Here is a 14,464-nt window from a genome sequence, read left to right as displayed (position 1 = left end):
CATTTATGACTTTTACACATACCAAACCATTACATGGCCAGGGACGTGAATGCGTTATAACTCGACGTGCCTGTTTTAGTTCGAGTCATCGTTATTGGCTTCCTGAAAAAAGCTTAGAGGATAATTTCTCTCTTTTTGGGAAATGTAGTATAGCTCCAGGACATGGCCATAATTATGAACTCATTGTATCAATGGGTGGGGAACTTGACTCGTATGGAATGGTCCTTAATCTTTCTGATGTAAAACATTCTATTAAGAATAAGGTTACTGAACAATTAGATTTTCGTTTTTTAAATGATGTATGGCCTGAATTTAATATTCATAGTCACGATGGCATTCTTCCAACTACTGAGGCTCTAGTTAAAGTTATTTGGAATCGTTTAAAAGATGACCTACCTCTCACAAATATAAGACTTTATGAAAGCCCAACTTTATGGGCAGATTATTCTGGAAAAAACATGGAAGCTTTATTAACAATTCAAAGTCACTTTAATGCTGCTCACAGATTAGCTAAAGATGAGATTTCTCTTGATGAAAACAAGAAAATATATGGTAAATGTGCCAGAGTTAATGGACATGGACATAATTATTTTCTCGATGTTACTGTACGAGGGCAAATTGATCCAAGAACGGGGATGATTTGTGATTTACCCTCATTACAAACAATTATTGATGATCTTGTAGTTGAACAGTTTGACCACACTTTTTTAAACAAAGATATCGAATATTTTAAAACTTGCGTCCCAACATGTGAAAATATTGCACTACACATTTCTGATATTCTTTCATCTCCGATTAAAAACATTGGAGCAAATCTACACAAGATAAAACTGCAAGAGAGTCCGAATAATGCCGCCGAAATTTATGTTGAGCAAAGCTTACCAAATTCTTTGCAAAAAAATATTGCGAACGCTTTAGTTGCTCAAGCTTGAACACTCCAAGCGTAGCGATCATTATCGCTTCTAGTTTAGATGGAAGAATTGCCTTCCCAACTGGAGGTGAATCTCATCTTGGAAGTAAAGAAGATAAAAAAATGCTAGACGAACACTTATCAAAAGTTGACGCTACAATTTTTGGTTTGGGAACATTAAAAGCTCACCAAAGTACATATTTAGTAAAAAATTATTGTAAAAATGGCGAAATAAAAATTTCAAAAACTCAGCCTATTTCTATAGTCGCTTCTAATAGCAAAACATTTGAAAAAGATTGGAGTTATTTTCAACAACCAATTAAAAGATGGTTAATCAGCTCTAATAAAAAAGATGTACTTAAAAATATAGATTTTGAAAAAGAAATTTTCTACAATAATTCTTGGAGTGAAACTTTGTTAAGTATTAAAAAAGCTGGAATCAATCGTCTGGCACTTCTTGGTGGAGCAAAGCTGATAAATTCTTTTATAAAAGAAGATTTGATTGATGAAATTAAAATTACAATAGCTCCAAGAATAATCGGAGGAAAATTTACATGGATACCTGCTGAACAAACAAGTAAAATTTTTAATTTGAAGCAATTTTGGAAAATAAAATCAATTCAAGAATTGGATAAAAATGAAATATATATTCATTACACAAGAAACATTAAAGATGATTAAAGTAAAGAAAATATGAATCATATTGAGCACAAAGTTGAAATTAAACTATCTATTCAAGAAATAAATAAAAAAACTTGGAATGAATTAAGAAAAGAAATTAATAACCCATTTTATGAATGGGAATGGCTCTATAACCTTGAATTATCGAAAAGTGTTTCAAGAGAAACTGGATGGCAACCTTTATATTTTGTTGCTTATCAAAATGAACAAATTTGCGGAATAGCTCCACTTTTTCTTAAAAATCATAGTTACGGAGAATTTATTTTTGATCAATCCTTTGCAAGATTAGCTCAAGATTTAAATTTGAATTATTATCCTAAGCTAATTGGGATGAGTCCTTATAGTCCTATTAATGGATATGAATTTCTATACAAAGAGACTAAAAACAAAGCGCCGATTACAAATTCATTAATCAAACATATTGATAACTTTGCTTTAAAAAATAATATCTTAAGTTGCAATTTTTTATACGTAAACGAAAATTGGGGCAAACATCTCAAATCCTTAGGATATAAAGAATGGATCAATACAAGTAGTGAATGGAAAACTAATGGAGAAAAATCATTTGATGATTTCTTATTAAGGTTCAACTCTAATCAAAGAAAAAATATCAAAAAAGAAAGAAAATCAATTTCAAAACAAAATCTCGAGATTAAAATTCATACAGAAGAGAGTATAAATCTTGAAATAGTTCAAAAAATGCATAATTTCTACGAACAACATTGTTTGAGATGGGGAGTATGGGGCAGCAAATATCTCACATCCGAGTTTTTCGAAAAAATTCTTGAAAACAAACAAAATCTATTATTTTTTAGTGCTTCAAGAAATGATTCTGAAAGAACAATTGCAATGTCAATGTGTGTGAAAAATAAAAAAAATATTTGGGGTAGATATTGGGGTAGTCAAGAAGAAATACTTAACTTACATTTTGAATTATGCTATTACCAACCTATTGAGTGGGCCATAACAAATAAGATTGAAAGTTTTGATCCTGGTGCAGGGGGTAAACACAAAAGAAGAAGAGGTTTTTATGCAAAAGGTACTAAAAGTTTTCACAAATGGTTCAATAAAAATATGGAAGATATAATTACCCCTTGGTTAGATAAAGTTAATTTTCAAACTATGCAAGAAATTAAATTGGAAAATAATTCTATCCCTTTTAAAGAAAATAAAAATTAAATGACTAGATCTTTGCCTATATTAATAATGTAACTTTATTAAAAATGTGAAGATGGATTTTATTAAAATATTGGAGAAAAAAATAGAAATAGATAATAATTTATCTAATAGATATATTGAGCTAGACCCAAATGGATATTTCATAATAAAGATAGATATAGAGAAAAAACATATTATCTTGGAACATTATTTGAATACTATTAATGAAGAGGGGTATGCACTAGATCCAAAAACTAATGAACCTATTAAATGTGACTCAAGAGAAATCAAAACTTGTAATGAGACCTTTACAGGAATAAGTGCTAAAGAGATTGGGATAGCAATAACCGAAAAGCGTAATGATCTAATATCTAGATTTGATCATGCTTTATATTTAGGACGAGAATTACAAAAAGCCGAAGAATGTTTGTACAAACAGTTAACCTATGTCCAAGATTAAGAAATTAAACGAAAAAATTCTAATTTTTATTGGGATGCTAAATTAAATAAAAACATAAAGAGATAAATGAACATTATTTTCTATTTTGCATTTCTTGGTTTCGGATTCGGTGCCGCTTTTTTATTAGATAAACTTTTAAGAGCAGTTAAATTAATTTAGAGGAAAATTTATAAGATATTTATTACTTCCCCATATAAATCATATTCATCTGCAAAGCAAATATTTGCTTCAACAAATTTACCGACATAATTGTTCTCAATCACATTTTTTTTAATAGATAAAATTACATTTCCATCTATTTCCGGTGCGAAGTGATAAGAGCGTCCTATTAGTTCGTTATTCTTAGATATTTTTTCTACCAATACTTTGACTTTAGTACCTACATATAATTGATTTTTTTTCTTTGAAATATTTTGTTGGATTGACATTATATTATCTTTTCTTGCATCAGCTATTTCCGATGGTACTCTATTTGGCAAATCAAACGCACTTGTTCCTTCTTCCGGAGAAAAAATAAAAACTCCAACATGATCAAACTTATGCTTATGCAGAAAATCTAAAAGATGTAGAAAATGTTTTTGTTCTTCTCCAGGAAAACCCACAATTAAGCTTGTTCTTAATACAGCGGATGGTATTTGATCTCTTATTTTACTTAAAATTGATTCATTTAAAGAGGCCTGCCAAGGTCTATTCATACTCTTAAGAACATCTGAATGACTGTGTTGTAAAGGTAGATCAAAATAGGGGACTATATTATTTGAATCTTTAAAAGCTTTTATCACTTCATCAGTTAATCCAGTTGGATATGCATAATGAATTCGTATCCAAGGAACTGAAACTTTAGAAAGTTCTTTCAAGAGTCTTGCTAAAGAGGGTTTACCATAAATATCTTGACCATAATTTGTTGTAATTTGACTAATAAGTATTATTTCTTGAATCCCTTGATTTGCAAGATTTGTTGCTTCTAAGATTATAGATTCAATAGTCCTACTTCGTTGAGGTCCTCTCAATTTGGGAATGATGCAAAATGCACAGTTATAATCGCAACCTTCAGCGATACGAAGATAAGCAACAAATTTTTTTTGATCTATCAAACGTGGGATTTTTTCATCTGCAATAAATTCAGGTACCTTTGAAACTTCATTAACAATTTCACCTTTTTCTACTCGATTCATAACCTTTGCAATTTTCTGATAATCACCTGTTCCTACTAAAGCCTTGATTTCAGGAATTTCTTTTAAAAGTTCTTCTTTAAAATGCTGCGCCATACAACCAGCTACTATTACCTGTTTGCCTTGATCAGTAAATTCAAGTATCTTCCTTATAGATTCTTCTCTAGCTGTTTCTATAAAACTGCAAGTATTAACAACTACCACTTTCGCATCCTCTAAATTATTACCTACCTCATATCCCTCTTTGTCTAATAAACCTTGCATATGTTCAGTATCAACAAGATTTTTTTCACACCCCACATGACTAAAAGCAACCTTTGTAATATTTTTATCCTTTACATTTTTATTACTTTGCTTCACGTAATTTAGATATTATATAAGAAATAATTAACAAAGAAATTTGTTTATAAGTCCCGTTCAAAGATAATATTAGGACAGATTCTGAAAAATACAAACATTTAAAATCTATGGCTATTAAGACTTTAAAAAGTAGAAATAAAAAAGATTTAAAATGGCCAAAAATTATAATTGCTGTTATTAGCACCATTGGATTAGTTGATACAGGTTCAATTACATTAAAAAATTGGGGAGTATTGAAATCTCTTTCATGTCCTGGAATTAATAATGGTTGTGAAAAAGTTTTAAATAGCCCTTGGGGTACATTATTTGAGAATAGTCAATTTAATATTCCCCTCTCATTAGCAGGGGTTATTACTTATAGTTTGATACTAGGATTTTCAATATTTTTATCACTGAATATAATTTCTCACAAAGAAAAATTAAACAAGCTTCTATGGTGGTTAATATTTTTAATCTCTTGTGCTTCTTCTGTTTTTAGCATCCTATTGATAAATATAATGTTTTTTAAAATCAAGGCTTATTGTTTTTTTTGTATACTTTCGGCAATTATATCTATTTCCATTTTTATTTTCTCTATGATTGGTGCAAAGTTTGAAAGTCGGGAACCTATGTTTTTTCGTGGATTTATTGTTTTTTTAACAGTTCTTATAGGTGGATTGATATGGTCTAATAATGTTGACCCTTCTAATGCAATTGATATTTCTAATAGCTCAGAAAAAGTATCCCCTGCAATCACCACATTAAGCTCTCCCCAAAAAGTAAAGTTTGCTAAATTTCTTAGTGATAATAACATTAAAATGTTTAGTGCATATTGGTGTCCTCATTGCCTTGATCAAAAAAAATTATTTGGCAAAAAAGCAGTTAAAGAATTAACAGTTATAGAGTGCGCCAAAGATGGAAAAGATAATCAATATAAACTTTGCAGAGAAAAACAGATTGAAGGGTTTCCATCATGGGAAATTAACGGTGAGATATATAGTGGTGTTAAAGATTTAAATGAATTGGCAACCATTACTGGATATGAAGGAGATTCTAATTTTTAATAAACCTTTTAATTATTTTGTGATTTAATTGCTGCCTAGTATGACATTCCCAAATTTTTTCTTTAGAAGGATAATCGTCCCTATAATGCCCACCTCGACTTTCCTCTCGAAAAAGACAAGCTTTTAATAATAATAATGTCGTAATTTGTCTATTATTCAAATCAAGCAATAGATTAAGAGCTCGCCTATTTGGTTCACTTAATTTCAATTTCTGATCAATTTCTATTTTCTTAAGACACTCAAGCAACGGATTTTTTTGTATTTCATCTTTCTCTTCTTGAAGAATTTTTAATAGTTCGATCATACTTTTTTTATTGCGGGAGACCCCTAAATGAGACCAGCATGATTTTCTTAAACTATTAATTTTCTCTGAAATACTTGAGATAAAATCCTCCTTTGGACTATCCATATAAATTTCCTTATTATGTCTATCTAGCCTTCTCAAGTTGAAAGGAGAATTCAACTCAATTGAAGACAATTTTCGTGCGAATACAAGGCATTCCATCAGCGAATTACTAGCTAGTCTGTTTGCACCATGCACGCCTGTAGAGGCTACTTCTCCTACGGCATATAAGCCTTTGACTGTAGAAGATGCATCCAAATCAGTATGAACGCCTCCCATCCAATAATGAGCCGCCGGCGCAACAGGAATGACCTCCGTCAAAGGATTAACTCCATAATCTTGACATCTACTAATGATTGTAGGAAATCTTTCTACAATTTTTTTTGGATCAATAAATCTTAAATCTAGGCCAACATGATCAATATCATTTTCTTGCATACTATTCATAATTGCTCTACTAACTTGGTCTCTTGTTGCCAAATCGCCATTTTGTAAATGCCTTACTGGGCTTTCGCCATTCTTATCAACAAGAACTGCGCCCTCTCCTCGAAGGGCTTCAGATATTAAAAAGCAAGGAGAGCCATAAAACTTTAAAGCTGTAGGATGAAATTGTATAAATTCTAAATCCTCAATTGCAGCTCCAGCTTTCCATGAGAGAGCAATTCCTTCTCCTGAAGATTGGGCAGGATTTGTAGTATTGGTAAATAAGTGTCCGCCTCCGCCCGTAGCTAAAACAACAGCTTTAGAAGTAATCCAATATAAATTAGATCCATCTAATACTTGAACTCCAGTACATACTTGGTTTTCAATAAGCAATTCTGTTACTCTCACACCTCTACAATGCAAAATATTCTCTTTGTTTTCGATATGATCTTCTAATACCTCTACAAGTGCTCTACCTGTTCGATCTTTAACATGTAAAACTCTTCTACAAGAGTGGGCAGCTTCTAAAGTTGTTGCCAATTGATCAGAGCTCTGATCAAAAATCATACCTAAATTTTGCAACCTATCAACGCAGCCGGGAGCTTCACTAACAAGCATTTCAACTGCAGATTTATCACACAAATCATCTCCAGCTTTTAAGGTATCTTCTACATGAAGAGCAAAAGAATCTTCAGGTCTTACTACTGATGCAATCCCTCCTTGGGCCCATCTGCTCGAAGATCTTTTACTTGTATTTCTATTTAAAAGAAGAACATTTAAATTTTCTGGCAATTCCAAACAAGTCATTAAACCCGCTGCTCCTGCACCAATAACGATCACGTCCCACTTATCAATAGATATTGCTTCTTGCGAAAATGGTTGCCTTAACATTAAACTAAACCACTAAATGTTGGTTGAATAATTGCGAGAATAATAAAAATACCATCAACAATCAAAGTGGTTTGAATTACATAACTTGATACTAAAAGAGCTTTCTCATTTTTCGAATTAGGTATAGCAGCATTAAAAATTTCTTTTGATATGAACCACAATATAAATGCCGCCAAAATTATAATGGACAAAGATTTTAACTGAATTAGATTTTCGGAAGTTTTCTGAAGTATTAATGGAGCATTATCTGAGTCCGCAGTAATAACCTCCTTCCATTGATCCATTATTCCTGTCAAAAAAATTGATAAATCTGTAATCGCTGTTCCGAATAAAGACGATATATAAAAACTTGAACCGATTTTCCATTTTGTTCCAAGTCCCACCATCGCAAGAGGCAATGCTACAGCCTCAACTGGGATATGGAGAATAGGATAAGCACTCAGCCATCCCCAAAATAAGCAACCTCCAAGCCAACTCCCAGACACTCCCAGTAATAAAGAGCCTACAATAAACCATTTATCTGCCTCTTTTCTGGATAATAAAAAAGATACAAAAAGGATAATAAAAGTAGCACAAAGAGCACTAATAGGTTCGAATCTGACCCATGGTGCCTGAACAAAAATTGGTAAAATCACAAAAAAAGACGCCCATAGCCTCAAAGCAATTGGTCTAGATAAAAAAGTACTTTTAGGGGTATCAAATTCATCATGAAAGCTGGGTTTCATATTGGTTTTCACATCTGAATTTTTAGTAATTAATTCTTCCAATGCATTAAAGCTTTTAAAATTCGTAAACTAGTTTCGATCTATTTTAATAAAACTGCAGATGACATATTTTATTAATTTAATAGTTGAAATAAATTAAACATATTTAGTATTTTAAGAGTATTTAATATACTTTGAGTCTTATATGAGTTTACAATAAGTATAAAGTTAAAAGTTTGGCCTTTAATTGTGTGGAAAGAAATTAATTCTAAGGAAAATTCTAATGATTTTTTGATTCCAGAAATTAAATCCCAAATTAATCCAGCAGAAATAGAAAGTGTTGAGAATAATTCTATTGCTGAAGAAATAGGCTTCGAATCAGGTGATTCAATTATTAGTATTAATGGGAAGAAACCAAGAGATTTGATTGATTACCAAATCCTAATTAGTGAAGAAATTTTAGATATATCGGTATTAGATAAATATAAGAAAATCCACAATATTAGTATTGAAAAAGATCAAGACGATAATTTAGGCATTAATTTTAAAGAAGCATTGTTTGATTCAATAAAACAGTGTAATAATAAGTGTCCGTTTTGCTTTATCGATCAACAACCAAATGGCAAAAGAAAAAGTCTCTATGTAAAAGATGATGACTATAGATTGAGTTTTTTGTATGGTTCATATCTAACACTTACAAATCTAAACAAAGATGACTGGAACAGAATATCTACTCAAAAACTATCCCCGCTTTTTATTTCAATACATGCTACCGACCCAAAAACCCGAGAACAATTATTAAAAAATAAAAAAGCAAGTCAAATTCTAAATCAAATTGAATGGTTAGAGGAAAATTCAATTCAAATACATGCTCAAATAGTTGTATGTCCCAAAATTAACGATGGTAAGATCTTAGAAAAATCTATTTATGATCTTGCAAAATTTCATAAAAAAAGTTTTAAAACAGTACTTTCTACAGCAATAGTTCCAGTAGGTCTTACTAAGTTCAGGCCTGAAAATGATGGCTTATTACCAATAGGAAAAGAATATGCAAAAGAAATTATTAAACAAGTGGAAAAAATTCAAACCTCTCTTCAACAAAGAATTGGTACTCGCTTTTGTTGGCTTGCAGACGAATGGTACTTAATAGCTGGTCGCAAATTACCAAGTTATACAACATATGAAAATATGCCCCAAGAATCTAATGGAGTAGGCTCAATACGAAGCTTTCTTAAAATATTAGAAACTAAAACAAAATCTCTGCCTGAAAAAATAGATAAACAAAGAAAAGTCAGTTGGATTGTTGGGAAATTAGTTTACGAAGCACTACTTCCAACAGTACGAAAACTTAATAAAATTAATGGACTAACAATAAATCTATATGGCTTACCAAGTATTTATTGGGGTCAAGATCAAGTTGTGACAGGGCTTTTAACTGGTGAAGATTTAATTGCTGGACTACAGAATAAGGATTTAGGAGAAAGTATTTTCATACCATCAATCATGCTAAAACTTAATAGTGATTTGTTTTTAGATGACAAAAATATAACTGAAGTTTCAAATAAACTGAAAACTAATATTCACGTTCTTGATGATACAAATGATATTATTAATAATCTAATTGGTATATCTAATACTTATAAAATACTTGATTATGCTTAGAAAACTTATACATCCAGTCTTATTTTTTCCACTTTTTTTATTTATTAATTCTCAAAAAGCAGTATTAAGTGGCTCTAACAATAATATTGAAGCAATCCTAGAAGAAAACGAAACCCAAATATTCCTTAATTATTCAGAAATAAAAAATATTACTTTAAAAAATAATCAAGAACTTAAGGCATTAGAAAATCTAGTCGATTCATCGACTTTTACTCTTTCGAGTAAAATTGCTAAAAGATATCCTTCATTAGATTTGCAAGCCAGTGGATTTCCAAAATATGTTTCAGGAAAAAACTATAACAGTACCTCATCAACTACGAAGACCTCTCAATTCTCTGCAAATCCATCCCTTAATATTAGATTAGACTTAATAGATCCTTTAAGAGGATCTGAAATTCAAATAGCTAAAAATAATTATGCGATAGCAAGAAATAATTATGAGATTAAAAAGAAAGACCTCATTCAAGAAGCAAAATCTAGATACCACAAACTACAAAAATCTTATCAAGATATTAAAAACAAAAAATCCTCTCTTGATTTATCAGTTACTAGTTTGAAAGATGCTAAGTCTAAATTTGATGCGGGTATAGGCACTAAATTTGAAGTTCTAGAAGCTAATGCACAATTATCTAGAGATAGGCAAACACTAAATGAAAAAAAAATTCAAAATCAGATCAACAAAATTGCACTTAAAGAAATCTTAAATATAAATGGTGATTTCGACATAAATAAAAAGCAAAAATTAATAGGTTTCTGGAACCACAAATTAAATAAGAACATAAATGAAGGTTTACTTAAGAGTCTTTCTCTGAAAAATATTACTCTTCAAAAAGCAATCAAAGAAAATCAAGCAAAAAATTATCTAAACACTTATAAACCAAATGTTTATATAAGTAATGTATTAACTACTTCATTTTCAAAGGGTGATTCTTTAGCAGTCCAAATAGATTCTGGAAAATCTGGATCTGCCTATACAAATACTGTCAGCTTAAACTTTGGTTGGAATATTTTTGATGGTGGGCAAAATAAAAATTTATATAAATCAAGCATAGCCGATGCTCAATCAGAAGATTACTCTTATAGAAATCTTGAAAATGTTATTAAATCCAAAATTAGTAAAGCTTATTTGAATTTAAAATTAAATGAAGAAAAAATTATATCCTCTCTAGAAGAAATATCTTCTACAGAAGAATCTCTAAGACTAGCAAGATTAAGATATGAGGTAGGAATATCGACATTGAAAGATGTTCTTGTAAGACAAAAAGAATTGAGTAATGCTAATTCAAAAAATATTGATGCAATTTATAATTACAATTTAAATTTGGATGAATTAGAGAGATTGACTTATCTTGAGATAAGTAATATTTGTGATGAAAGCAATGGTTTCATAAATAATGATATTAAATCTATTTGCAATATTTGAATATGAATAAAAATAATTTAACCGATCAACAGTTAAAAGATTTAGATTCATTATTTGAACTGGTGAGTGATCGCCAATTAAAAGACTTTGGGAACATTAGTGCAAGTAACAAGTCAGACGGTTCATTAGTTACAAGTTGTGATTTATGGAGCGATAAAACGATTGTAAAGGCTCTATCTATAATTGCTCCTGATGAGGGAGTGCTCAGTGAAGAGGGAGGTAAGTTAGTTCCTAAAACAAATGCTTATTGGATAGTAGATCCTTTAGATGGTACGACAAATTTCGCTGCAGGAATACCATATTGGTCTATATCAATAGCAAGATTTGTAAATGGCAACCCTCAATCCTCTTTTCTAATTATTCCTACATTAAAGAAAAAATTTGTAGCAATCAAAGGAAGGGGTGTTTGGCTCAATAACAAGAAAATAGAAGTTAACAGCCATAAGCAAAACAGTGAATGTGTATCCTTATGCAGTAGATCTATCAAGATTTTACAAAAGAAACCTGATTCTATATTTCCCGGAAAAATAAGACTTCTTGGTGTGTCTAGTTTAAATTTAACGAGCGTAGCAATGGGACAGACTTTTGGAGCCATAGAATCAACTCCAAAAATATGGGATATTGCTGCAGCATGGCTAATACTCGAGGAGCTTAACTGTTCTATCGAATGGTTAGAAACGAATCCAATGCATTTGTCTGCAGAACAAGACTTAAAAGATACTAATTTCCCCTTAATTGCTTCTTGGAACCAAGAAAAAATTAAAGTTTTAAGGCCATGGGGTGATTTATTAATTGAAAAATAGTTGAATCATAAATATATAAAAGACTTGAAAAATATCCCTATTAGATACAATAAATATGATATTGGAGGAGTATTTGAAGAGAATTGATATGCAGCGCAGCTCAACATGGATTATTAAAAGTTTATGGGGAGCCTGTGAAAGATGGAGTAAATCAGATTGTATTGATTTAAGCGCTGCTTTTGCATATTACACACTTCAGTCATTCTTTCCTATACTTCTTATTTCTCTTTCAATAGCTTCTTGGTTTCTAGGCAAACAAGAAGGCTTAGATCAAGAAATTATATCTATTGCCGCTCAAATTTTACCTCCATCCGTTGTTGAATTAGTTGAAACAACATTATTCAAATTAATTGATCAAGGTTTTGGAGCAGGAATTTTAGGAGCAATGTTTTTACTATTCACTGCAGGCAACGCTTACTTATCACTTCAACGAGGTTCAGATAGGCTATGGGAAGACGAACTGCCTTCTAGGCGAGTAAACTCTGCGTGGCAAGAGCAAGCCTCAAGATTTCTTAGAAATAGAATTGAAGCTTTCTTGATAGTGTTTTTTGTAGGTTTTTTAATGGTATTAGATCAAATAAGTGCAAATCTCAGAATGATTCCCACAACAGTTTTAGAAAACTTATCAAAGTCTAGTAATATTTTTTCTGATTTATTTATGAAATTACCACTCTTACAAGTTGGCAAATTTGCTTTTCCACTTATAGGATTTTCATTAATGGCTCTGTTACTTCAAGCTCTTTTACCAAGTAGAAAAGTTCCTTTAAAACCATTAATTCCTGGTTCCATACTAATTGGAATTGGTCTGACAACTCTTAATCTTGCAGTTAGTAAAAGTATTCTTTCCCTTGGAGTGAGATTTCAGGCATATGGTTTTATTGGAGGATTTTTAGTACTAACTTTATGGGTATGGCTATTAGGAGTTATTTTATATTTTGGACAATGCTGGAGCGTTGTTATAGCAAGTATGAGTTTAATAAATAGAAGGAGAAATAAGTAAATGAACAATAGTGATATGATTTGCTTAATAAAATGAATAAACAATTAGTAATTTATTTTCTTATGTTTCTAATAGTTATTCCAGTTTTTGGATTTAATTTTTTATTTAATTTATTAGGAAATATCTTACTGCTTATATTTTTAGTACCTCTTTTAATATTGTTAACTACATTAATAAGCTTTAATTCCTTGAAGTCTAAAATTAATATTTGTGATCAATGTGGGAATATATCATTAGGAATAAATAATGATTGCTCAAGATGTGGAGCAGATTTAAGTGATATAAATTCAAAAAATTTCGAAAAATTTAAAAAACCAAGTGAAGCTACTATTGAAGTAAAAGCAGAAGAAATTAACTGACTGAATTTTGATTTTTCCTTAGTAAAATTTAACCAATCCCAATTTGTCTTAAAATACTTTGACCTGTAATCAATTCTGTTCCTAAACCTATTAATATACCCATCATGGCCATTCTGCCATTCCATGTTTCTGCAAAATTTACAAAACCAAATCTTGGTTGATTATCCTCATTCATAATAAATAATTGTGAGTATCTTTATTATTTTAGCGTTTGGCGGTTGGATTTATGGAAAAATTAATTGTTAATTATCTAACATGTCTGATTCCATCGACTGGTTTATATTCATCTCCAGTTAATTCTTCGTATATTATGGCAGGCAATCCTGTTTCAAACATTGTTTGAAGTGCTTCTTTGAGCATTGGGTTCCAACCTCCAGTGCTTACTTTTCCATGCCTAACAGTCCAATCCCAAGTGCCTTGTAGATCTCTAGGCATTCTGCCTTCTCTATCTCTTCTCGCAACTAGATCTAGAGACTCGACTAAACCTACTATCACCGGGTTTTTACCATAAGAAGGAGTTAAGCTTAACTCTAATCTCACGGGATCATCTTTAACCATTTTAAGAAGAAATCTAGGTGGCAGTTTTAATGATCTTATAACTCCCGAAACAATTTTAGTTCTTGATTCCAATTTTTTTTCCTTATAAATTTATAAAATGAATTTAGTCAGTTGTAGTTCCTTTTTCTTCAAGAGTAGAGTCTGTATCGTTAGAAAACCTTACAGTTAGTAATTCTTCCTGAGTTATATTTCCAGATTTATCGAGAAGCTCTGGATGAATAGTATATTTATTTTGTCTAATTTTAGTATTATAAGATCTGTTTTGTTCTTTATCGAATAATCCCCAACCATTTGACATCACTCTAAAAGCTTTCCATACGAGATACGTAAGAGCAGCTGAATAAATAATTGGGAACAAAAGAGACATTTATCTATGCTATATAGAAACTATAATAGCTCGAAAAAAATAAATTTAGTTATTTTTATGCAACAATATCTTCTTTATTCCAAATAATTATGCCTATTTATATAATTATGATTAACAATCAATATAAAAATACAAAGAATGTTTTTT

Annotated in this window: 17 protein-coding genes; 11 read left to right on the top strand and 6 right to left on the bottom strand. The window is 30.7% G+C overall.

What is annotated here, in order from left to right; all coding sequences use genetic code 11:
• Nucleotides 1-5: 5 nt before the first annotated feature.
• From P9515_RS00580 to petL, 5 genes are all read left to right on the top strand, one after another.
• Nucleotides 6-932, top strand: a complete 927-nt coding sequence (locus tag P9515_RS00580) for a 6-pyruvoyl trahydropterin synthase family protein (RefSeq protein WP_011819443.1) — start codon at nt 6-8, stop codon at nt 930-932.
• On the top strand, nt 929-1,591 hold the full coding sequence (locus P9515_RS00575) for a RibD family protein (RefSeq protein WP_011819442.1): 663 nt from the start codon (nt 929-931) through the stop codon (nt 1,589-1,591). Before P9515_RS00580 ends, P9515_RS00575 begins: the two co-directional genes overlap by 4 nt.
• A gap of 12 nt (nt 1,592-1,603) precedes the next feature.
• Entirely contained in the window at nt 1,604-2,770 is a 1,167-nt protein-coding gene (locus P9515_RS00570) for a GNAT family N-acetyltransferase (protein ID WP_011819441.1), read from the top strand.
• 52 nt (nt 2,771-2,822) lie between these two features.
• Nucleotides 2,823-3,209 carry a DUF4346 domain-containing protein gene (locus P9515_RS00565; RefSeq protein ID WP_011819440.1) on the top strand — a complete coding sequence of 129 codons (387 nt, stop codon included), beginning with the start codon at nt 2,823-2,825 and terminating at the stop codon, nt 3,207-3,209.
• A gap of 66 nt (nt 3,210-3,275) precedes the next feature.
• Entirely contained in the window at nt 3,276-3,368 is a 93-nt protein-coding gene (gene petL, locus P9515_RS00560; RefSeq protein WP_011131741.1) for a cytochrome b6-f complex subunit PetL, read from the top strand.
• A gap of 8 nt (nt 3,369-3,376) precedes the next feature.
• Here petL and rimO read toward each other — a convergent pair whose 3' ends face one another.
• On the bottom strand, nt 3,377-4,741 hold the full coding sequence (gene rimO, locus P9515_RS00555) for a 30S ribosomal protein S12 methylthiotransferase RimO (protein ID WP_011819439.1): 1,365 nt from the start codon (nt 4,739-4,741) through the stop codon (nt 3,377-3,379).
• Between the two features lie 107 nt (nt 4,742-4,848).
• Between rimO and P9515_RS00550 the strand changes: the two genes are divergently transcribed.
• Entirely contained in the window at nt 4,849-5,784 is a 936-nt protein-coding gene (locus tag P9515_RS00550; RefSeq protein WP_011819438.1) for a vitamin K epoxide reductase family protein, read from the top strand.
• Here P9515_RS00550 and nadB read toward each other — a convergent pair.
• Both nadB and P9515_RS00540 read right to left on the bottom strand, forming a co-directional pair.
• On the bottom strand, nt 5,774-7,441 hold the full coding sequence (gene nadB / locus P9515_RS00545) for an L-aspartate oxidase (protein WP_011819437.1): 1,668 nt from the start codon (nt 7,439-7,441) through the stop codon (nt 5,774-5,776). The genes P9515_RS00550 and nadB overlap by 11 nt on opposite strands.
• Nucleotides 7,441-8,166 (bottom strand): DUF3120 domain-containing protein, encoded by a 726-nt coding sequence (locus P9515_RS00540; RefSeq protein WP_011819436.1) that lies wholly within the window; start codon nt 8,164-8,166, stop codon nt 7,441-7,443. The genes nadB and P9515_RS00540 overlap by 1 nt, the downstream gene beginning before the upstream one ends.
• Nucleotides 8,167-8,394: 228 nt before the next feature.
• On the opposite strand from P9515_RS00540, the gene P9515_RS00535 reads away from it, so the two are divergent.
• The 5 genes from P9515_RS00535 (at nt 8,395) to P9515_RS00515 (ending at nt 13,392) form a co-directional block, all read left to right on the top strand.
• On the top strand, nt 8,395-9,807 hold the full coding sequence (locus P9515_RS00535) for a TIGR03279 family radical SAM protein (RefSeq protein WP_011819435.1): 1,413 nt from the start codon (nt 8,395-8,397) through the stop codon (nt 9,805-9,807).
• Nucleotides 9,800-11,230: a TolC family protein gene (locus tag P9515_RS00530; protein WP_011819434.1), complete on the top strand. Its 1,431-nt coding sequence runs from the start codon at nt 9,800-9,802 to the stop codon at nt 11,228-11,230. Before P9515_RS00535 ends, P9515_RS00530 begins: the two co-directional genes overlap by 8 nt.
• Nucleotides 11,231-11,232: 2 nt before the next feature.
• On the top strand, nt 11,233-12,033 hold the full coding sequence (locus P9515_RS00525; RefSeq protein WP_011819433.1) for an inositol monophosphatase family protein: 801 nt from the start codon (nt 11,233-11,235) through the stop codon (nt 12,031-12,033).
• 88 nt (nt 12,034-12,121) lie between these two features.
• A complete protein-coding gene (locus tag P9515_RS00520) occupies nt 12,122-13,033 on the top strand; it encodes a YihY/virulence factor BrkB family protein (RefSeq protein ID WP_041710672.1) in 912 nt (303 codons plus the stop codon).
• Nucleotides 13,034-13,065: 32 nt separating this feature from the next.
• Nucleotides 13,066-13,392 (top strand): hypothetical protein, encoded by a 327-nt coding sequence (locus P9515_RS00515; protein ID WP_041710534.1) that lies wholly within the window; start codon nt 13,066-13,068, stop codon nt 13,390-13,392.
• Between the two features lie 28 nt (nt 13,393-13,420).
• On the opposite strand, the gene P9515_RS00510 is transcribed toward P9515_RS00515, so the two are convergent.
• From P9515_RS00510 to P9515_RS00500, 3 genes are all read right to left on the bottom strand, one after another.
• Nucleotides 13,421-13,567, bottom strand: a complete 147-nt coding sequence (locus P9515_RS00510) for a high light inducible protein (protein ID WP_011131731.1) — start codon at nt 13,565-13,567, stop codon at nt 13,421-13,423.
• A 71-nt stretch (nt 13,568-13,638) separates the two neighbouring features.
• On the bottom strand, nt 13,639-14,022 hold the full coding sequence (locus P9515_RS00505) for a hypothetical protein (RefSeq protein ID WP_011819430.1): 384 nt from the start codon (nt 14,020-14,022) through the stop codon (nt 13,639-13,641).
• Nucleotides 14,023-14,053: 31 nt separating this feature from the next.
• On the bottom strand, nt 14,054-14,317 hold the full coding sequence (locus P9515_RS00500; protein WP_011819429.1) for a DUF2973 domain-containing protein: 264 nt from the start codon (nt 14,315-14,317) through the stop codon (nt 14,054-14,056).
• Between the last annotated feature and the right edge of the window lie 147 nt (nt 14,318-14,464).

The organism is Prochlorococcus marinus str. MIT 9515 (assembly GCF_000015665.1).
In the GTDB taxonomy this organism is placed as follows: Bacteria; Cyanobacteriota; Cyanobacteriia; order PCC-6307; family Cyanobiaceae; genus Prochlorococcus_A; species Prochlorococcus_A marinus_P.
Note: the sequence above shows the minus strand (reverse complement) of the source record. Positions and strands in the feature narration are given on the sequence as shown.